Origin of the sequence: Corynebacterium drakensteinense, assembly GCF_041224285.1 — a bacterium.
In the GTDB taxonomy this organism is placed as follows: domain Bacteria; phylum Actinomycetota; class Actinomycetes; order Mycobacteriales; family Mycobacteriaceae; genus Corynebacterium.
In genome coordinates, this window is the sequence record NZ_JAXOFP010000010.1 from 1 (window position 1) to 20861 (window position 20861).

Below are 20861 nucleotides of genomic sequence, written 5' to 3' on the forward strand. Positions count from 1 at the left end.
GATTAATTTAGCATTGACTAACGAACTGGTGAGGTGATACACAGCAAAATTTCGATGAGAGTGCGATCACTGCTATGCTCTACGCAACGCTTCCGCGAGAGTTTGTTCGGTGATGACGATTGCGTTGCTTAGCCTTGTGGCCCCTGCACCAATGACCGCCGCAGCGCGCACTCTCGTAGAGCTTTTGAATCCGTTAACCACAGGAGAACTTTATGAAGATGACGAAAGCCATCGGAGCCCTAGCAGCAGCTGGACTCTCGTTGACGTTGGTAGCCTGCAGCGATGATTCCGGAAGTTCCAGCGCTGGCGGCGGTGAAGGCAGCAACTACGTCCTCGCTAGTCATATCGAACCACAAAACCCGCTTATCCCAGGCAACACCAACGAAACCGGTGGCGGTACCGTCGTTCAGTTCCTGTACTCTGGTCTTACTTATTACGACGCCGAGGGCGAAAGCCACAATGACATGGCCGAAACCATCGACTTCGACGGCGATCGCACCTACAAGATCACCTTGCGCGACGCCAACTGGGCTGACGGCACCCCAGTGACTGCTAACGACTTCGTCGACGCCTGGAACTACACCGTCTCCGAATCGCTGCTGCAGGAATCTTTCTTCGCCCCAATCAAGGGCTATGAGCCAGGTGTGGAATCACTAGAAGGTCTGACTGTCGAAGACGACAAGACCTTCACGATCGAGCTGGCTGAGCCAACCGCAGACTTCGAGCAGCGCCTGGGATATGGACCGTTCATGCCGATGCACCCATCGGCTTTCGATGACATCGCTGCCTACGGCGAAAACCCAATCAGCAATGGTCCATACTCGCTGGAAGAATGGAACCACAACGAAAACCTGCTGTTGGTTCCTAACGAGGAATACGATGGTCCACGCAAAGCGCAAAACGACGGCGTTGACTTGCGCGTCTACACCCAGGAGGACGCTGCCTATGCGGACCTGCTGTCCGGCAACCTCGACGTCATTAACTCGGTTCCAGAATCCGCACTGACGCAGTACGAACAAGAACTTGGCGACGGTGCTATCACCCAACCATCTGCGGTTTTCCAGTCCTTCACCATTCCGACTGAGTTGGAACACTTCGAAGGTGAAGAAGGTGAGCTGCGCCGCCAAGCCATCTCGATGGCATTCGACCGCGAGGAAATCGCCGAGACCATCTTCCAAGGCACCGTCACCCCAGCCAAGGACTTCACTTCCCCAGTCATCCCAGGATATGAAGAAGACCTGGAAGGCAACGACGTCTTGGAGTTCAACCCAGAAAAAGCCAAGGAACTCTGGGAGCAAGCCAACGACATCAGCGAATTCACCGGCACCTTCGAAATCGCTTACAACGCCGATGCCAGCCACCAGGCTTGGGTTGATGCACTGACCAACCAGCTGTCGAACAACCTGGAAATCGACGCCATCGGCAACCCGTACCCAGATTTCAAGGGCCTGCGTGATGACATCACCAATCGCAACATCGATACTGCTTTCCGCTCCGGCTGGCAGGCAGACTACCCGTCACTGGGTAACTTCCTGGAGCCACTGTACGCTACCGGTGGCTCGTCCAACGATGGTGACTATTCTAACGACGAATTTGACGCCAAGCTGACAGAAGCACAGCAAGCAAGCAGCGTGGAGGAAGCGACCAAGCTGTTCTCCGAAGCCCAGAAGATCTTGCTGAAGGATCTGCCTGCTATCCCAATGTGGTACTCCAACGCAGCCGCAGGACACTCTGAGGCTGTCGACAACGTCGAATTCGCTTGGAACCGCGTTCCGCTCTTCTACGCGATCACGAAGTCTTAAGAACAACGAAGAAGTGTTGTCACGCACTTCTTTAAGTTAAACTAAGGCAACGTTAATCCGGCCCGCCCGATTTGCGGTTGGCCGGATTTCGCCCGTCATAAGTAAGGAATAACCTATGTTGCATTACATAGGGCGCCGAGTCTTGCAAATGGTTCCAGTGTTTTTCGGAGCCACCTTCTTGATTTTTGCCCTCGTGTTCTTGATGCCAGGTGATCCCGTCGAAGCACTCGGCGGTGACCGCGGCCTCAGTGATATTGCTCGCCAGCGGATCGAGGAAGAATACAACCTCGACAAGCCGTTTTTGGTGCAATACCTGCTCTATCTCAAGGGAATCTTCACCCTTGATTTCGGCATGACTTTCTCTGGTCAACCCGTCTCATCGGTTATGGCTAATGCCTTTCCGGTAACGATCAAACTGACCGTCATGGCAGTCATCTTCGAAACCGTCTTCGGTGTGCTGTTTGGATTCATCGCCGGTGTTCGTCGCGGCGGAATCTTTGACTCCACAGTGCTGGTGCTTTCACTTCTCGTGATCGCCATTCCTTCATTCGTTATCGGTTTCGTCATGCAATTCTTCATCGGTGTGAAATGGGGCCTGCTTCCGGTCACCGTTGGCCGTAATGAGACATTCGTCGAACTGCTCATGCCCGCTGTGGTTTTGGGTGCGGTGTCATTGGCTTATGTCATCCGTCTGACCCGCCAGTCGGTATCGGAAAACCTGCGCGCCGACTACGTGCGCACTGCCCGCGCGAAAGGCCTTTCCGGCGGATCGGTGATGACACGCCACGTGCTGCGTAACTCCATGATCCCGGTGGTCACTTTCATCGGCGCAGACCTCGGCATTCTGATGGGTGGCGCGATCATCACCGAGGGAATCTTCGGCATCAACGGTATTGGTGGCACCTTGTACCAAGCGATTATCCGCGGTGAACCCGCCACTGTCGTCTCCATCACCACCGTGCTTGTCATCGTCTACATCATTGCCAACCTGTTGGTTGATCTGATGTACGCCGTGCTCGATCCAAGGATTCGCTATGACAAATAAGAACTACTTCCAACGACCACGCCTGGAACGCTACGTCGCCGAAACCGACGAGCAAGGCCTCGGCGCAGTCGATGCGGTCAACGACGACCGTCCACCACGCTCCCAATGGGGCGAGGCCTGGGCTAGCTTGCGCAAACGCCCACTGTTTTGGGTCTCTGCACTGCTGATCTTGTTCACCATTGCATTGGCGCTCTTCCCGCAATTATTTACCTCGACAGACCCACGCTTTTGCCAGCTGTCGAACTCGCTTGGCGAACCTACTTCTGGCCACCCATTCGGTTTTGACCGCCAAGGCTGCGATATTTACGCCCGCACCGTTTACGGAGCTCGCGCTTCGGTAGCCGTCGGTGTGTTGGCAACCGCCATGGTCATGCTCATCGGCACCGCCATCGGTGCGACGGCAGGTTTCCTTGGCGGCTGGATCGATTCTGTGCTCTCCCGCTTCACCGACGTCTTCTTTGCCGTACCGTTGCTGCTGGCTGCCATCGTCGTCATGCAAATGTTCCGCGAATCGCGTTCGCTATGGTCTGTGGTTCTCGTGCTCTCGCTGTTCGGCTGGACGAATATCGCCCGTATTGCCCGCGGTAGCGTGATGAGCGTGAAAAATGAGGACTTCGTCACCGCTTCCCGCTCGCTGGGTGCTTCCCGGTGGACAATTCTGACCAAACACATCCTGCCGAATGCCGCGGCTCCAATCATCGTCTACGGCACCGTCGCACTTGGTGTGTTCATTGTTGCCGAAGCAACGCTGTCCTTCCTGGGTATCGGGTTGCCGCCAGAGGTCGTGAGCTGGGGTGGCGATATTTCTGCGGCACAAAGCTCGTTGCGTACCCGACCTGAAATTCTGTTCTACCCGGCTGGTGCACTGGTAATTACCGTGCTGAGCTTCATCCTCATGGGCGACGTCGTCCGCGACGCCCTAGACCCGAAAGCGAGGAAACGATGAGTTCTGCGAAGAAGAATTCCACAGAGCAAGCGGCCCAGCCGTTGCTGCGCATGGACGACGTGAAGATCTCTTTCCAGTCATCGACCGGTGTCGTCGAAGCAGTCCGCGGAGTCAGCTTCGATATTTATCCGGGTGAATCCGTCGCGATCGTCGGCGAGTCGGGATCAGGTAAATCCACCACCGCGATGTCGATTCTTGGTTTACTGCCCGAAAACGGTGCGGTCACCGGCGGATCGATTATCTTCGACGGCCAGACCATCAACGACATGAGCGAAAAGCAGATCCAGAAGCTGCGCGGCTCCGAAATTGGCTTGGTGCCGCAAGATCCCATGTCCAACCTGAACCCGGTATGGAAGATCGGGACGCAAGTCGCGGAATCTCTCAAGGCGAATAACGTCGTCGGCAAATCCGAGGTGAAAAAGCGCGTCAACGAGTTGTTGGCGGAAGCCGGTTTGCCTGATCCAGAATCGCGCGCGAACCAGTACCCTCACGAGTTTTCTGGTGGTATGCGTCAGCGGGCATTGATCGGTATCGGACTGGCAGCAAACCCACGTTTGCTCATTGCCGACGAGCCGACCTCCGCGTTAGACGTGACCGTGCAGAAGAAGATCCTGGATCACTTGAAAACGCTGACTGATCAGCACGGCACTGCCCTGCTATTTGTTACCCACGACCTGGGGTTGGCGGCAGAGCGCGCCGAACACCTGATCGTGATGCACCGCGGACGCATCGTCGAAGCGGGGCCATCGCGCGAGATCCTGGAAGATCCACACCACCCGTACACCCAGCGCCTGGTCAACGCTGCACCCTTGATGGCTTCGCAACGCACGCACACCACCGCGCAGGTAGACCCAGCGGCCTCGGCACCAGCAGAGACGAAGAGCAAGAACGCGGATTCAGAGATCATCCGCGTCGACGAGCTCACCAAGGAATTCCCGGTGCGTGGTAAGCGCGGCGAGATGTTCAAAGCCGTCGACAATGTCTCGTTCTCACTGCACAAGGGCGAAACTTTGGCAGTGGTCGGAGAATCCGGTTCTGGTAAATCCACCGTGGCAAATATGGTGCTGAACCTGCTGGAACCTACCTCGGGCACGATCTTGTATCAGGGTGAAAACGTGCAGAAGATGTCTGCCAAGGAGATCTTCCGCTTGCGCCGCAAGCTGCAGGTTGTGTTCCAAAACCCATATGGTTCGCTGGATCCGATGTATTCGGTGTACAAGTCCATCGAGGAACCGCTGGTGCTGCATAAGGTTGGCAACCGGAAGTCTCGCGAAAAGCGTGTAGCCGAGTTGCTGGATATGGTGGCCATGCCAGCCTCCGCTATGCGCCGCTACCCCAACGAGCTATCTGGTGGTCAGCGCCAGCGCATCGCGATTGCACGCACTCTGGCGCTGGAACCAGAAGTTATCGTGCTCGACGAAGCCGTGTCTGCTTTAGACGTCCTGGTGCAAAACCAGGTCATCGAGCTGCTCAATGAGCTACAGCAGAACCTGCAGTTGTCCTACCTGTTCATCACCCACGATCTCGCGGTGGTCCGCCAGACCGCCGATAACGTCGTGGTGATGAAAAGCGGGCAGATTGTGGAGCGCGGCCCAACAGAGCAGCTTTTCGACGATCCACAGCAGGATTACACCAAGGAGCTGATTAACTCGGTTCCAGGTTTGTCCATCAAGCTCGGCTCGGGCATGAAATAAGAGCTAGACTTGCGGTATGGCCCGTCACCGCAAGTCTTATTCGCTGAGCACCCGTTATCTGCAGGTACTGCGCGTCCAGGATGTCACCGACGGCATGCGCCGGGTGACCTTGGGCGGCGAGCAGCTCGCCGCACATACCGCAGATAACGGGTATCCCGTACCAGCGTTTCGTTCGGATAATTTCGACGATTCCATCAAATTAATTTTCTCCACCACCCCCGGCCGCACTCCGCAGGGCCCGGAGCAGCGCGACGGCAAGATCGCGTGGCCGTCGAAAAATTCCGGCAGCACGCGCCGCACCTATACCGTGCGCAACTACGATGCCTCCCGTGGCGAGCTCGACGTTGATTTCGTGCTACACGGTTCTGGTGTTGCCAGCGACTGGGCACGCCTGGCGCAGGTGGGCCAAACCTTGCAGATCGCAGGCCCGAAATCCACCGCTTCGCATCCGAGTGGTGCAGATTGGATTCTCGCCGCCGGTGATGCCACTGCCCTGCCTGCCATGAGCCGCTGGCTGGAGCAATGGCCGGCTGAGCAGCGCGGCAAATTTTTCATCGCCGTGGATGCGGATTCGCACCGGCAGGATTTAGTGCAGCCCGAAGGCGTAGAGATCACCTGGCTGGTGCGTGACAACCCGAATGTGCTTTACGACGCCATCACTAGCACCGATTGGTGGGATGGCGAACCATTCGCGTGGGTGGCGGGAGAATCCGCAAGCTTGAAGCCGATTCGCCGCTGGTTGCAGCATGAAAAAGGTCTGCGCAAAGACCAGATGCACCTGAGTGGCTATTGGAAGTCCGGTAAGCAGAAAGACCGCTACCGCGCTAACCGCACGCAGCCAACTGAGATCACGAGCGCCACAGAGCCAGCCGCCACGCCGACTCCCGCCGCAGTGCAGGCAGCTTCCACGCCTGCTGTGCAAGAACTCGATTTTGCAGCACTCGCGGATCTCGTCGCACCTTTCGCCATCCGTACGGCCGTGACCATCGGGCTGGGCACGGCACTAGCCACCGCACCGCGCGATACCGAAGAACTCGCCGTTGCCACGAACACCCAACCTTCTGGCCTGGCCACACTGCTGGCGTATTTGGAAACGCACAATCTGGTTGCCCGCAACAGCGCGCAGCAATGGCAGTTGAGCACTGCTGGCCGCGTGCTTGCCGACGCAAACACCATCGACCAGCTCAGCGCCGATCACCCGCGCACGAATGAGGTGGTCACTGGTCTGGCGCATCTGCACGAAGCACTTGTCGACGGCCACCACCCCGGCCTTGCGGCTAACACTGCAGCGGCTGCAGGCGCTGTACCGGCCCCGGCAAGCGAGCAGACACTCGCCATTACCGCGGCACTCGCCCAGCGTGATGATGCCGCAGCCATCGAATACCTGCGGCAATTGCACCGCGAACACCAGCAGAACACCCGCGATGCACAGCGCGCGCTGCGGCTTGCGTGCCAGTGCCGGCCAGCCGGCGACGCCGGTGCTGCGGGCAATGCAGAACAAGAACTGATCAACTTCGCGCTGTACGGCGACCACCTGCGTTCTGTCGAAGAGCTGTATTACCTCTTCGGTGCTGCGGGCTTGCCGGCACCGCGCGTCGACAAGCACGCCTCCGATCAGCTAGGCGCCAACGGGTACCGGGTCTTCGAGTTCGCTGGCTAAAACCAGCGAGCCTCCACCCACCTGGCTGCGCCGCCTAGTGCTCGGCGGCTTGCCAGTTGGTACCTGAACCGGTGGAAACTTCCAATGGCACGGTCAGCGTAATTGCCTGGTCCATCTCGCGTTCCACCAGCTCACGCACCTGTTCCAACTCGCCGTCGGCGATTTCCACGACCAGCTCGTCGTGCACCTGCAACAGCACCCGCGAGCGCAATTTGGCCTCACGCAGCGCGTCGTCGACGCGAATCATCGCCACCTTGATGATGTCCGCGGCGGTTCCCTGGATCGGCGCGTTCAGCGCGGCCCGTTCGGCGTTTTCGCGGGCGACCCGGTTATCCGAGTTCAGCTCCGGCAAATAACGCCGGCGCCCAAACACCGTGGAGGTAAAACCATCGTGGCGGGCCTTGTCGACGACCTCATCCAGGTACTGCTTCACCCCACCGAAGCGGGCGAAGTAGTTTTCCATGATCTTTTTCGCTTCACCCGGCGGGATATTCAGCTGCTGCGAAAGCCCGTAGGCGGACAGCCCGTAGACCAAGCCGTAGGACATCGCTTTGACTCGGCGGCGCAGCTCCGGGGTGACTTCTTCCACCGGCACGTCGAACACGCGCGAGCCGACGTAATTGTGCAGGTCTTCGCCTTCTTGGTAGGCCTGGATCAGCCCCGGATCGCCAGAAAGGTGTGCCATCACGCGCATTTCGATCTGCGAGTAGTCTGCGCTGAGCAGAGTTTCAAAACCTTCACTGACCTGGAAGGCCGAGCGGATCTTGCGTCCGGCCTCGGTGCGCACCGGGATGTTTTGCAGGTTCGGGTCTGACGAGCTCAACCGGCCGGTCGAGGCCACCGTTTGGTGGAAGCTGGTGTGGATGCGCCCGTCGCCTTGCACGGTTTTGGACAAGCCTTCCAGGGTGGTTTTCATCTTCTGGTATTCGCGGTGGGCCAGCAGCCGGTCCAAGAATGGGTGCGGGTGCTTCGCGGCCAAGGCTTCGATCTCACCGGCGGCGGTGGAATATCCGGTTTTGGTTTTCTTCGTCTTCGGCAGATCCAGCGTTTCGAACAAGACCTTCTGCAGCTGCTTCGGCGAATTCAGATTCAGCTCATCATCACCGGCCAGCTCGCGGGCGGCGTCTTGTTCTTCGCGCACCATCTCGGCGAAGGTCTCGGCTTGCTCATCCAACACGTCACGATCGACGGCAATGCCGGTGGCTTCCATAGTTCCGAGGATCTGCACTAGCGGCAGCTCCAGGTCACGGTAGAGCTCGAAGCTTTCGATTTTCAGCAGCTCGGCGGTGAGCAGCTCGGCCAGTTCCAGGATCGCGCCTGCTTTTTCTAACAGCTGCTGGGTCTCGCTCTCCCCGCTCGGCAGGGTTTTTTGCAGGTGACGCTGGTACACATCGGCCAGGTCATAGCCGCGCTGGCCCGGCCGCAGCAGGTAGGCGGCAATCGCAGTGTCGTGGCTGATGCCGCGCAGCTGGTAGCCACGGCCTGCCAGCATGTGGAAGGCCGCTTTGGCCTCGTGCAAATATTTGCTGGCGCCGTCGTCGGCAAGCCACTCTGCCAAGGCTTTGTCTTCGTCGGCGGAAAGATCTTCCAACACCACCGTGATGCCTTGCCGGTTCGTATCGACGAACGCGATCGCCGTGGCATCACCCTGGCCCGGCGCGCCGTTGCCGTCGACGAACATGGCGACGCCTTCGGTGTGCTCGGCGAGCCAGTCGGTGAGTCTGGCTTCGTCGTGTGTGATCGCGGGTAATTCGGGGGTGTCGTCTATCTCGGCTTCAGCGCCAAATACGCCGAGTACGCGGTCGCGCAGGTTGGGGCCAAATTCGAGGTCGTCGAAATGGGCGGCCACTTGGTTGGCGTCGACGTCGGCAAAAGAAAGATCATCCGGGCTGTGCGAAAGTTGCATATCGGTGATCATTTGCGTGAGTTCACGGTTGAGGCGCACTTGTTCGATGCGTTCGCAGAAGCTGTTGCCGGCTTTGCCTTTGATGTCGTCGGCGTGTGCGATCAGCTCGTCGAGGCTGCCGTATTGTTTGATCCATTTTTGTGCGGTTTTTTCGCCGACGCCGGGGATGTTGGGCAGGTTGTCGGATGGGTCGCCGCGTAGGGCTGCGAAGTCCGGGTATTGCTGCGGGCTTAAGCCGTATTTTTCTTCTACGGCATCCGGGGTGAAACGGTGCAGCTTGGATACCCCGCGCATGGGGTACAGCACGGTAGTGGTGTCGTTGACCAACTGGAGGTAGTCGCGGTCGCCGGTAACGATCAGGGTTTCGTATTCGCCGGACTGTGCCCCGGCCGCGGTGGCCAGGGTGGCGAGGATGTCGTCGGCCTCGTAGTTTTCGACTGAAAGCGTGGTGATGCCGAGTGCTTCGATGACTTCGCGGATGAGTTCGACTTGGCCCTTGAATTCTTCTGGCGTGGCCGCGCGCTGGGCTTTGTAATCCGGGAATTTTTCGGTGCGGAAGGTCTTGCGTCCGACGTCGAAGGCCACTGCGATGTGGTCGGGTTTTTCATCGCCGACGATGCCGGTGAGCATGGTGAGGAATCCGTAGACCGCGTTGGTGTGCTGGCCGCCGCCGGTGGAGAAATTTTCTGCCGGGAGTGCGTAAAAAGCACGGAAAGCCATGGAGTGTCCGTCGATGAGCAAGAGGCGTTTCATGCCCTACACTTTAGCCGCCTGTTACGCGTGCCGACGGTCACCCTCCTGCCATTCCACGCTCAGTTCAGGGTTCAGCGCAGCGCGTACCCGTTCGGCGAGGAAGCAGTACAGGTTATCGGTACCGTCTTCGATGCCGTCGGCAACGTCTTCTCCGGCGGAGGTGATCGCCAGGATGGCCCGGCGCGAGTTCTCGTCGACGTGTACTAGCTGTGCTCCCCAGCCGCCTTCGCCGCGGTTGCCGTCTTCGTCGGCTGAGAGGCTTTCCAGCCAGGCTTGGGCTAATACGCAGGCCTCTCCCCCGGTAACGACTGCGCGCACGGTAGCTGGGGTGCCGTCATTACCGGGTGGTATACCCCAGAGCCAGTCCAGGTTCACGCGGTAGGGATGAAGTCTGGGGCTTTGTGACATATGAGCAAGTCTAGAGCGCTGGTGCGCGTCGTTGTGGCATGTGGCGTTTCTTTAGCCCGTGGAGGCGAAGCGAAGTTGGTAAGGCATAATCGGTGCATGGCTACGTTTGAAGAAGTTCTGGACCAGCTACGTGCGAATCAACCGCAGGGCAAGTACGGTATTGCCTTCGAAAAACTCATGGTGAACTTCTTCCGCACCACACCATCGCTGGCCGAGCAGTTCGATGAGGTCTGCCGCTGGTCTGATTGGCGCTATAACGGTGGGCGCGTCGATACCGGCATTGATATGGTCGCCCACCGCGTAGCTGATGATAGTTGGGTGGCCATCCAGGCGAAGTTTTATAAGCCGACCACCAGCATTCAAAAAGGCCACATTGATTCCTTCTTTGAGGCTTCCGGTAAGTCTTTCGTGACGGAAAACGGCCGGGAACATTTCTCGCACCGCTATATCATCTCGACGACGGATAAGTGGTCGTCTAATGCCGAGGCCGCACTGGCGAACCAAATCATTGAAACCAGCCGTATTGGTATCGCAGATATTGCTTCTGCTCCGGTGAACTGGGATGTGGCATTCCCTGGCTCAGAAATCCAAGTGAAACTGGAGCGTAAGGAAGCTTTCCAGCCGCGTAAACACCAATCTGAGGCTATCGAAAAAGCCCTGGCTGGTTTTGCTACTCATGATCGCGGCAAGCTGATCATGGCCTGTGGTACGGGCAAGACGTTTACGTCGCTGCGCCTGGCTGAACAGTTCGCCCGCGAAAACGGGGGGGTAAAGCCCGGGTTTTATTCCTGGTTCCGTCTATCGCGCTACTCTCACAAACCCTGCGTGAGTGGACTGCGCAGGCCACGGTGGACATGCGCAGCTTCGCGGTGTGCTCGGATACCAAGGTGGGCAAAGGCGCCGAGGATATCGCGCCGTATGATCTAGAAGTTCCGGTATCTACAAATGGTAAGCGCCTAGCGGAAGTATTCAATACCGGCAAGCACTCTGCCGGCCTGCACGTGGTGTTTTCCACCTATCAGTCGCTACCCACCGTCCACGACGCGCAGCAGCACGGCCTCGATGATTTCGACCTGGCCATTTGCGACGAAGCCCACCGCACCACGGGTGTGACGCTGGCTGGCGAGGATGCCTCGAATTTCGTGCGCATCCACGACGCCGACTACCTCAGGGCCGACAAGCGCCTGTATATGACGGCAACCCCGAAGCTTTTCGACGACGACGTCAAAGACAAAGCCGCAGACCACTCGGCGGAGCTCGCCTCGATGGATGATGAAGGCACCTACGGCCCGGAATTCCACCGCCTGGGGTTCGGCGAGGCCGTCGAGCGCGGGTTGCTTACCGATTACAAGGTGTTGGTGATGACTGTCGACGAAGACGTCGCCGCAGAGGCACTTGCCAACAGCCCAGGGCAATTGGTGAACCTCACGACGGCTTCGGCGATCATCGGCGCGTGGAATGCGCTGGCGAAACGCTCCGGCAAGTTGCAGGGCACCAAGGACGGCTTCGAGGTTAATGCCAAGCCGATGCAGCGCACAGTGGCTTTCGCGAAAGACATCAAGCATTCCAAACAGATCGCAGATTCCTTCCCTGCCCTGGTGGCCGCACACCAGGAATCGCTGCACGAGCACGCCGCGTTGGAAGATATCAGCCTACACAACACGGATGTGGCTGTGGCCGCCCAGCATGTCGACGGCACCATGAATGCGATGCAGCGTTCTTCGCGGATCAACTGGCTGGAAGCGGATATTGCCCCAACGGAATCCCGGGTTTTGACCAACGCCCGTTGCCTGTCGGAAGGCGTGGATGTGCCGGGGTTGGATTCGGTGATCTTCTTCCAACCGCGTAACTCCATGGTGGATGTGGTGCAGTCTGTCGGCCGCGTGATGCGTAAAGCAGAGGGCAAAGACTACGGCTATATTATCTTGCCGGTCGCAGTGCCTCCTGGGGTGAGCCCGTCGCAGGCGCTCAACGATAACACGCGTTTCAAGGTGGTGTGGCAGATCCTAAACGCGCTGCGTGCCCACGATGATCGCTTCAATGCGAAGATCAACTCCATCGCGTTGAACGAAGGCAACCCAGACGAGCTGCCAGTTGTCGTGGACCCAGTTGTGAAACCTAAAAAGCCGATCGTCGATCCTGCTCCCTCCCCGACCGATAATCCCACTGACGAAGACACAGCGAAGCAGATCGCACTGTTTTCTTTGGAGCGGTGGCAGGAAGCCATCTACACCAAGTTGGTGGATAAGGTTGGTTCGCGCACGTATTGGGAAGACTGGGCCGATGACGTCGCCAAGATTGCCGAAAACCAGGTCACCCGCATTACTAAGCTTGTCGACGGCGCGGACAAGCACTTGCGCGCTGAATTCGATGACTTCGTCGATGGCCTGCGTAATAACTTGAACGACGGGATTGGTGAGGCCGACGCCATCTCTATGCTTTCGCAGCACTTGATCACTGCCCCGGTGTTCAACGCCTTGTTCGACAACCACGACTTCATTGAGAACAACCCGGTGGCCCAGGTAATGCAGCGTATGACGGATGCGCTGCAGGACGCACACCTGGACAGTGAAACGGAATCGCTGGAGAAATTCTACGAGTCCGTGCGTGTTCGTGCTTCTGAGGTGACCTCTGCTTCGGGTAAGCAGCAGGTGATCAAAGATCTTTACGAGCGCTTCTTCCGTAAGGCCTTCAAGAGACAAGCAGAAGCCCTGGGCATTGTCTACACCCCGGTGGAAATCGTGGACTTTATCCTGCGTGCTGCCGATGAGGTCTCCCAAAAACACTTTGGCAAGGGGCTCAGCGATGAGGGCGTGAGCATACTCGACCCCTTTGCTGGGACCTCGACGTTTATGGTGTGCTTGTTGCAGTCTGGGCTGATCAAACCAGAAGATATGGCACGCAAATATGCCAAAGAGCTGTTTGCCACCGAGATCATGCTGCTGGCGTACTACGTCTCCGCCGTCAATATCGAGACCACCTACAACGTCCTGCGTGAGGAAGCCGCGCAGCGCAACGGTGAACCAGCACCGGACTACGTGCCGTTTACGAATATCGCGCTTGCCGATACCTTCCAAATCCACGAAGACGGCGATATTCCAGATCTCAACATCTTCCGCGAAAACAACGCCACCATCGAGCGACAAAAGAATGCACCCATCAACGTGGTCATTGGTAACCCGCCGTACTCCGCGGGCCAAAAGTCCGCGAATGACCTCAACGCTAACCAGAAGTATCCCAGCCTGGATAAGCGAATCGCGGACACCTACGCGGCCAAGTCCACGGCCACCAATAAAAACTCGCTTTACGACTCCTACCTGCGCGCTTTCCGATGGGCTACCGACCGCATCGGCGACCAAGGCGTAGTTGCATTCGTCTCGAACGGCGGCTGGATCGACGGCAATACGGGTGACGGCGTGCGCTTGTCGATGGCTGAAGACTTCACAGATCTCTACGTTTTCAATCTTCGTGGAAATTCGCGTATGGCGGGGGAACACGCCAAACGTGAAGGCGGCAATGTCTTTGACATCCGGGTTGGGGTTTCCATTGCTATAGGAGTCAAGGATGAGTCGAAGCAATCCTTTGACTTGCACTATGCCGAATTACCAGACTATTCCTCTAAGGCGGACAAGATAAGCGCAATTACAAGCGCATCAATCGAAAACCTTATTTGGAAAACTATCGAGCCGAACAAAGAAGGCGATTGGCTAAACCAACGCTCTGAAGAATTCGAGACGTGGCCGGTTATTGGTGAAAAGAAGGGGAACTCGACAAAGTTTTTCACAACATTTTCTGCTGGATTAAAAACCGGGCGTGATTCCTGGGCATATGCGCAGACTGAAAAGCAATTGACTGAACAACTAGGTCGACTGACGGAAACGTATGCAGAGGCCGTTGCAGAGTTACAGAAGTGGTTCTCCCATGAAAATATAAGTAATCCACATCCATCAGACGTCACGGGATTCTTAAAAGGCTATTCACGGTTTGCGGATGCAAGACGAATATCATGGACAGAGATTCTCAAACGACTCGCATCCAAAAATAGTCCTGTCAAGGTCAAAAAATCTCGGATTTATAAGTCTTGTTATCGGCCATTTAGCCCTATGCGCGGATATATGGAGCCGTCACTCAATGATAGGCAGTACCAATTACCCTCAATGTTCCCGACCCCAGAGCACTCCAATATCGGTTTTGTCGTAACTGGCTCATCGTCTCATTATGATTTCAGTTTATTTGCATCGGATTTATTACCTAATTTGCATACCTTGGATACAGGTCAATTCTTCTCCCGTTTCACCTGGTCTCCAGTCGATGCTGAGGACGGTGGCCTGTTTGGTGAGGGGAACGTCGTCAAGCAGGGCGAAGCCAGTGTCTATGGTCAGGTCGGTGAGGTTGTTGACGGGTATGTACGCGTAGACAACATCACGGATGAGATTAAGCAGATTTATCGGGATGCGTTGGGCGGTGATGTCTCGGGTGATGACATCTTCCACTTTGTGTATGGAAAGTTGCATGATCCGGGTTATCGCACGCAGTATGCGGCAGATTTGAAGAAGATGCTGCCGCATATTGAAACACCAAGTTCGCGTGCGGAGTTCGATAAGTTTGCTGCCGCTGGCAAAGAACTTGTGGCGTTGCACGTGGATTATGAGTCCGTGGAACCCTGGCCGTTAGATATTCAGGTCAAGGGTGATGAGTCCAACCGCGAGACGTGGCGCGTGCAGAAGATGAAGTGGGCCAAACGCAAGGACCCGGAAACGGGCAAGAACGTCAACGATGTGACGAAGTTGATATACAACAAGCAGGTGACCATCTCCGGTATTCCGGCCGAGGCGGATCAGTACATGTTGGGTTCGCGCTCGGCAGTGGCGTGGTTGATTGACCGGTACCAGGTGAAGAAGGACAAGGCTTCAGGGATTGTAAATGACCCGAATGATTGGGCCGATGAAGTTGGCAATCCGCGCTGCATCGTGGACCTGATTGGCAAGGTCACTCGCGTGGCAATGGAAACCGTGCGGATTGTTGATGGGTTGGAAAACTAGTATCCACGGAGTCCTCTCCACCACCAATCACCAACTGCTGCCCTAAACACTTAGTCCAACAAGGAATCGAAAAAAGAATCAGGTGAACATGTTGAGTGAACAAGTTCCTGCTACGCATACTGAGTTGTGCCGCTGGTCTGATTGGCGCTATAACAACGGCCAGACTGACACGGGGCATTGATATAATTGCCCACCGCGTGGCGGATGGGCCTGCAGTACTATTCCGAATAGTTTTATGGGAGTGTTAGCAATTCCCCCAGAGTAAATACGTTTCAATGACATTATTCTCTAGTATTCGACGCGCCTGATCGCGGTTGTTTAAGGTAACAATGACCCGCGAGTTGCAAGTATTTAAAAACATAAGCCACAAATCTGAATGCCATGCTGCGGTAGCCATAACGACACCTTCAGCATCATTGTGCGTCTCCTCGATTAGTGAGCCAGCAACGTAATGCCATCCGTTTAATTCTCGTTCTTCGCAGTCGCCTATCTCATAGCCTTCCGGGAGGTACCAGCAATATTCAGGCCTTCCAAGTTCGGCGCGAAGCGGATACCATAAGAGGCTTAGGTTCGTATCGAAGGGCCATGACACCTTGTTTGCTATCTCAGACTTGAATTGAGTTTCGCTCATTTTTCCGAAAGCATTTCGGAAAGAGCGAGCAGGGAGAACTGGTCGCTTAAGTGCCATTCCCACTTCCCGCCATGTACAGGCTCTATTATCACCCAACGGTGGAAAAATGGAGGACTCCATCCGCACTTCTACTGCATACGAGTAGTTCCGACTAAGCGTAGCGAGGCAACCACCGTCATTAATATCGTAAGGGAATATATCTGGGAATGGGACCTCTACAGAGCTTTGAAAATCCCATTTTGGTTCCCCAAATGAATCGTATCTATTGTATGTCTGCATCTAACTAGTATCGTTCTGTAGTTGGCCACTTATAGAAGCCACGTCGACTTATATAAACCGAAGTTTTCTTTACTGCTGGAACCTTCAGAAAACTGTACTGTAACTAGACTTGGCTCGTCTCCCCTATAGGTCAGCAAATATCTTCCGCCACCGTCGTCTTCGAAGGAACATTTTTGACGGTTACCGCTACCGCTCTTGACGCAGTTTATCGCATGCTGCTCGATGGGCTGAAAGTTGCGGTCTAATTGAAAAGTAGAAACCTCTCTCCTCGCCCGTACCCGTGTTCACTTCAACGGTCTGCTGTACCGCAGGATGGATGACTGAAGGGGGCACTTCCCCGTAACTCGGACCACTGGGACTGGAGATTCGGCATGTTTCGACGTCTCAACTCGACGGAGCCCCGCGAAAGGGCATTCGGACGAAATCTTGGAGAGATTTTCCGCATGACCTGTCGTCGAATTTAAGAGCTTTCAACGAGAGCAAAACTGCCCCGGCACTTTCACGCGGGGCGGCTCAGAAGTTGATTCAGACTACTTCGTGGCGTCTGCCAACGGCTGCTCGATCTTGTCCAGCAAATAGTTCAGGCTCAGCACGGTCTGCCACCCGAAGGCCTTTTCCAAGTCGCCCTCCAGATAAACACTGCGTCCGTCCTTCACCGCAGGCAGCTCGCCCACGATCGGATCCTCGATCACAGAAGCCTTGCTCTGCGTCGGAGAGTAAGACAGCTGATCCCACACCAATACGTCGGAATTGATCTTGGCTGCGTTTTCCTTGGAGACCTCGCCGTAGAACTTGTCCTTGGTGATGCCCGCGTAGGCCGGGTTGATCTTGAATCCCAGCTCGGTGAAGAAGCGGCTGCGCGGATCACCCTCGGCAAAGACCGCCAAACTACCGTCAGAGATAGTGGCTACACCAAGTTCCTTCTCTGCCCACTCTGGGTGGCGGGCCTTGAGCTCTGCGAACTTCTCCTTAACCTGCTCCACCTGGCGCTTCGCCTCTTCAGGCTTGCCCACGGCCTGCCCGATCTCTTCCGTGGTCACGTCCCATGGTTGCTGTAGTTCTTCGTATTCGCCCTTTTGTACGACGACAGGGGCGATCTCAGACAGCTTCTTGTACGTGTCTTCATCGATATCCGAGTAAACGGCCACGATGAGGTCTGGCTTGTCCTTAGCGATAGCTTCCGCATTAACCTCTGCGTGTTTGTCGATCCGAGGAGTCTCGCCCTCGATCTTGTCATTGGACCAATTGCCCGCAGCCTGACCATCCGGGGTCATTCCGTCCCAGTAGTTCACGGAGACAGGAGTAACTCCCAGTGCCAGCAGTGCGTCCTGATCCGTGTAGCCCAAGGAGACCACACGCTGTGGGGCATCCTTGATTTCGGTCGAGCCGTAGCGGTGCTCGATGGTGGTGGGGAATGCGCCCTGCTCGGCATTAACTGCCTGGGAATCCCCGGAGTTTCCGGACTGGTCATCAGTCGAGCACGCGGTCAGTGCTACGCCCAAGGTCAGCACAGCAGCGGTGCTAACGAGAATCTTCTTAAGTGTCATTTTTCTCCGTTGTTATTGGTTTCGGTCTCGGGCAGTTTCGAGTTGTCGTCGAGACGCACACGTGCCAGAACAATCGCCGGCGCCGGCACGTTGGCACGGGGCGACCCACAGACCACCGCAATTCCTCCCTCGTAAGGGATGCTGACTCGGCCGGGGTTCCGCCGAAGCGGCCTTGCGAGACATGCGCGGAAAGCACGCGGACGCGCTGACCTCGGAATTCGAAGTAATTCTGGTCCAGCATCGCGCAACCCGTCAATGACGTCTTGCCCCACGCGCTCAGTGCCGCACGCCTGGAGCACATGTTCGCTGGCTAGCTCCTCAACGGAGTCTGCCCACATTTGCTCATAAAAGTGATCGCTGGCGGGGTGCGCGACTACCAAAACTGCTTGATGAACAGTACTGATGACCGCGGACAACGTCCGGTGCCCCCACGACTGATAGCCGAAAACAGCAACCCGCATGCAGCGAATGTTAGCTTATGTTTACCTATATAGTCAATGGTGAGAGTGGCGCACTTTCATGCCAGGCTCCCCGGACGTAACCACCTTTCACCGAATCTCGGTGCGCACGGACGCGGCTGCCCTCGTCTTCACGGACCCCTACCGTTCGGACGTCGAGCTCACCGCATCGATACCCACCATCGATGTTCGCATCCTGGGGCATGCCTATCCATCGACCGGAATATATTCGACAGACGCTGCACCGCACGCCACAGTGACCGCAGCGAGGAGTGCGCCTCTCAAGCATTCGCCAGCACACTGGCCACCGAGATTACGGCGATCATCAACAGCAGCCAGATAGTCCTGGTTCGACTCGTTCGAACGCCACGGGGGTACGACCCTACAGAATTGGCCGTCGATAAGAATGAAGTATCTAACCTAGTAAATTACATACTCGCCCGAAAACCTTTTACACTGTCAAGACTAGAGTGATACCGCAATACCCAATGGGAGGAAGTGACAATGCAATTCAGATATTGGACTGTCCGCATAGTCCCCTCACCATTAGCGATTACGTCCCTCGGATATGGGGTGATCGTCCAATGCGTATCCACTGGCGAATCAGAATGGCAATTTCTCGATGACCACAGCGGAATGGGAGCAGTACAAGGTGCCGTCAAAACCGCACGGAAAAACCTGGAAACACAGCTCAAACAACTACAAGATGCAAACCACGCGTTAGACATCGAGGGCACCGAGACGCTTAACGATTACCTTGGTTGGTGTGTCGATCACTGGAACAATCTATTGCGCGTTGATGCTGCGAAGTTCATGCACGCGGCCTCCCTGGCAGAGGCGTGCGCTCTCTTGTTCAGCCAGCTAATAGAACCCCCTGCAAGGAACCAACCAGCAAATGATGTGCGCAATCTGCGGGTTAAAATCAAAAAGGCTTATCAAAATCAGCCACTTGTTCGCACTGCAATAAAAACTGACTCGACTCTTATCATTGCGAAATATCAATTGGACCCAAACTGTGCAGTCGTGAAAGAAGACACAGTGCTTGAACTCAACGAAGCATTCAACTTCGCGACTGCGAATCCGAATGCTGGTTTCGCAAATGTGGAAGCCTGGTCACTAAAAATCGAAAAAATGCAAAACACGAGTTCACAGCTAGAATTTGCAAATTCCCGAGTCGAAATCGGCAAGGATACAGACATCGTAGCCTTCTACTACGAACCTCAGACTAACGGGCAATTTGATACCTTTAAGCGCGCGCGAGAAATTTGGGATGCTTCGCGAGTGCAATATCTGCCGATTGACGCTGTGGAATCGCGCGCAACCGAGTTAAGCAAACGGCTAGCCGCATGACATTTCAGAATTCGATGCACCGTTCTTCAGGTGCACCGTTATTTTTTTTGGCTAGGCGTGGCCGCTCCCACACGTCGGGCGACGTTCGACCAGATAGCACAAACCACCCCATAACAACGGGGCGGCCAAAGATTCGAGCATCTAAACAGGCTTATGTACCTAAAACGGCTCGAAGTTCTGGACTCGCATCATTGACATCAGCAACGGGAATTTCAATATCAGGTTGGCCCCATTTTTCACGGATGACAGCCAATGCTTCAGGCACCGTAAGATCATTATCCGCACAATCATTAATTAAATCCTGAAGAACGCCGCCAAGCTCCCAATCAAAATCAGAAGCATCGACGTCTCCATCAGCACAAAGAAGTATCTTTTCTTGGTCACTGAGGACAGGAATCACCTTACCTGAGGTACGGTAAACCCATACGATTCCGGCACGCGGCTCATGCGACCATGCTGCGTAATGCTTATTCGGCAGCATTTCCAAGCCCATTTCCTTATACCGGTCAGTCATCTCGACCGATCACCTCCGCATATACGTCGTAGCCAAAATATCACTCATTCACCCACTACTTCCTTACCAATTTACTTGCTAGAAAGTAGCTCCGCACTGCGAAAACCAGATAGAACAAACTCGTTCTGGGCTGGCCTCCAGTCCCGGAAACTCCACAAGCTATCTCCGACAGCTAGACCTGCTAACGCCATTTCCATGCGTTCCCAAAACGTCGCCGTGAGATCACCTGCATCGCCGGAAAGCCTCAGACCCACTAAAGTGGAATAAGTAAACAGCCAGTGGGATTAGAAAGCATCCGCACAATACAGAAGGAAATCAAGAGATGACAATCATCACCGCGCTTATTAGTGCATCATTCATTATCACTAAAGCGCCAGCATGGGCTACTGCCACAGCACTTGCAGCCACGACCGTGTGCTTAGCCCTGGACACCCGCGAGCAATGGCTAGAAAGGAAAAACCGTGCAGCCTAAGATCATTGACGCGGACACAGGGAAAGAACTTTGGCGCGCCGTAGAGTGCGCCAAACACTGCGACATCACAACACGCACATGGGCGAATTACTACGCAAATGGTCGGACGCCCGACCCTGTGGCCATGCTCGATGGCCGTAGCGCATTGTGGTTTGCCGAGGATATTAAGCACTGGCACGCAAACCGGCCCGGCTCCCCGGCCCAGCTACGCCGGTAGCGTTATCCTCCAACCGTTTTCCAGTTGTCAGCGATGCTTGGTTCGGAGCGCCCCCTTGGCGACTATCGATAGAGGCAGCAAAAGTAATCTCAAATCATAGGATTGAGATGAAAAAGCTGGAGCTAGATAGCTAAGCA

Annotated in this window: 13 protein-coding genes and 1 pseudogene; 9 read left to right on the top strand and 5 right to left on the bottom strand. The window is 55.8% G+C overall.

Features of this window, described 5'->3' with window-relative positions:
- Window positions 1-212 precede the first annotated feature (212 nt).
- From U1140_RS06925 to U1140_RS06945, 5 genes are all read left to right on the top strand, one after another.
- The gene (locus U1140_RS06925) at window positions 213-1802 is read left to right on the top strand and encodes a peptide ABC transporter substrate-binding protein (RefSeq protein WP_369846804.1); all 1590 of its coding nucleotides are present in this window, start codon (window positions 213-215) and stop codon (window positions 1800-1802) included.
- Between the two features lie 115 nt (window positions 1803-1917).
- Window positions 1918-2847, top strand: a complete 930-nt coding sequence (locus tag U1140_RS06930) for an ABC transporter permease (protein WP_369846805.1) — start codon at window positions 1918-1920, stop codon at window positions 2845-2847.
- Window positions 2837-3793 (top strand): ABC transporter permease, encoded by a 957-nt coding sequence (locus tag U1140_RS06935; protein ID WP_369846806.1) that lies wholly within the window; start codon window positions 2837-2839, stop codon window positions 3791-3793. The genes U1140_RS06930 and U1140_RS06935 overlap by 11 nt, the downstream gene beginning before the upstream one ends.
- Window positions 3790-5487 carry an ABC transporter ATP-binding protein gene (locus U1140_RS06940; RefSeq protein WP_369846807.1) on the top strand — a complete coding sequence of 566 codons (1698 nt, stop codon included), beginning with the start codon at window positions 3790-3792 and terminating at the stop codon, window positions 5485-5487. Before U1140_RS06935 ends, U1140_RS06940 begins: the two co-directional genes overlap by 4 nt.
- A gap of 16 nt (window positions 5488-5503) precedes the next feature.
- On the top strand, window positions 5504-7147 hold the full coding sequence (locus U1140_RS06945; protein WP_369846808.1) for an SIP domain-containing protein: 1644 nt from the start codon (window positions 5504-5506) through the stop codon (window positions 7145-7147).
- Between the two features lie 34 nt (window positions 7148-7181).
- On the opposite strand, the gene polA is transcribed toward U1140_RS06945, so the two are convergent.
- Window positions 7182-9806: a DNA polymerase I gene (gene polA / locus U1140_RS06950; RefSeq protein WP_369846809.1), complete on the bottom strand. Its 2625-nt coding sequence runs from the start codon at window positions 9804-9806 to the stop codon at window positions 7182-7184.
- A gap of 21 nt (window positions 9807-9827) precedes the next feature.
- Window positions 9828-10214, bottom strand: a complete 387-nt coding sequence (locus U1140_RS06955; protein ID WP_369846810.1) for a hypothetical protein — start codon at window positions 10212-10214, stop codon at window positions 9828-9830.
- A 177-nt stretch (window positions 10215-10391) separates the two neighbouring features.
- Between U1140_RS06955 and U1140_RS06960 the strand changes: the two are divergent.
- A pseudogene (locus U1140_RS06960) lies at window positions 10392-10907 on the top strand (restriction endonuclease); the annotation flags it as partial.
- Between the two features lie 107 nt (window positions 10908-11014).
- Window positions 11015-15256, top strand: a complete 4242-nt coding sequence (locus U1140_RS06965; RefSeq protein WP_369846894.1) for a type ISP restriction/modification enzyme — start codon at window positions 11015-11017, stop codon at window positions 15254-15256.
- Window positions 15257-16696: 1440 nt separating this feature from the next.
- Here U1140_RS06965 and U1140_RS06970 read toward each other — a convergent pair.
- Together U1140_RS06970 and U1140_RS06975 are read right to left on the bottom strand one after the other, a co-directional pair.
- Window positions 16697-17713, bottom strand: coding sequence for an iron-siderophore ABC transporter substrate-binding protein (locus U1140_RS06970; RefSeq protein WP_369846811.1), 1017 nt, complete (start codon window positions 17711-17713; stop codon window positions 16697-16699).
- Entirely contained in the window at window positions 17710-18174 is a 465-nt protein-coding gene (locus tag U1140_RS06975; protein ID WP_369846812.1) for a hypothetical protein, read from the bottom strand. Before U1140_RS06975 ends, U1140_RS06970 begins: the two co-directional genes overlap by 4 nt.
- A 633-nt stretch (window positions 18175-18807) precedes the next feature.
- Here U1140_RS06975 and U1140_RS06980 point away from each other — a divergent pair.
- The gene (locus tag U1140_RS06980) at window positions 18808-19521 is read left to right on the top strand and encodes a hypothetical protein (protein ID WP_369846813.1); all 714 of its coding nucleotides are present in this window, start codon (window positions 18808-18810) and stop codon (window positions 19519-19521) included.
- Window positions 19522-19672: 151 nt separating this feature from the next.
- On the opposite strand, the gene U1140_RS06985 is transcribed toward U1140_RS06980, so the two are convergent.
- The gene (locus U1140_RS06985) at window positions 19673-20035 is read right to left on the bottom strand and encodes a hypothetical protein (protein WP_249606471.1); all 363 of its coding nucleotides are present in this window, start codon (window positions 20033-20035) and stop codon (window positions 19673-19675) included.
- A 322-nt stretch (window positions 20036-20357) separates the two neighbouring features.
- Between U1140_RS06985 and U1140_RS06990 the strand changes: the two genes are divergently transcribed.
- A complete protein-coding gene (locus U1140_RS06990; RefSeq protein WP_239211660.1) occupies window positions 20358-20507 on the top strand; it encodes a hypothetical protein in 150 nt (49 codons plus the stop codon).
- Window positions 20508-20861 lie beyond the last annotated feature (354 nt).

Coding starts and splice junctions, on each gene's coding strand:
- U1140_RS06925 (WP_369846804.1), top strand. CDS start 213: ATGAAGATGACGAAAGCCATCGGAGCCCTAGCAGCAGCTGGACTCTCG.
- U1140_RS06930 (WP_369846805.1), top strand. CDS start 1,918: ATGTTGCATTACATAGGGCGCCGAGTCTTGCAAATGGTTCCAGTGTTT.
- U1140_RS06935 (WP_369846806.1), top strand. CDS start 2,837: ATGACAAATAAGAACTACTTCCAACGACCACGCCTGGAACGCTACGTC.
- U1140_RS06940 (WP_369846807.1), top strand. CDS start 3,790: ATGAGTTCTGCGAAGAAGAATTCCACAGAGCAAGCGGCCCAGCCGTTG.
- U1140_RS06945 (WP_369846808.1), top strand. CDS start 5,504: ATGGCCCGTCACCGCAAGTCTTATTCGCTGAGCACCCGTTATCTGCAG.
- polA (WP_369846809.1), bottom strand. CDS start 9,806: ATGAAACGCCTCTTGCTCATCGACGGACACTCCATGGCTTTCCGTGCT.
- U1140_RS06955 (WP_369846810.1), bottom strand. CDS start 10,214: ATGTCACAAAGCCCCAGACTTCATCCCTACCGCGTGAACCTGGACTGG.
- U1140_RS06970 (WP_369846811.1), bottom strand. CDS start 17,713: ATGACACTTAAGAAGATTCTCGTTAGCACCGCTGCTGTGCTGACCTTG.
- U1140_RS06975 (WP_369846812.1), bottom strand. CDS start 18,174: ATGCGGGTTGCTGTTTTCGGCTATCAGTCGTGGGGGCACCGGACGTTG.
- U1140_RS06980 (WP_369846813.1), top strand. CDS start 18,808: ATGGGAGCAGTACAAGGTGCCGTCAAAACCGCACGGAAAAACCTGGAA.
- U1140_RS06985 (WP_249606471.1), bottom strand. CDS start 20,035: ATGACTGACCGGTATAAGGAAATGGGCTTGGAAATGCTGCCGAATAAG.
- U1140_RS06990 (WP_239211660.1), top strand. CDS start 20,358: ATGACAATCATCACCGCGCTTATTAGTGCATCATTCATTATCACTAAA.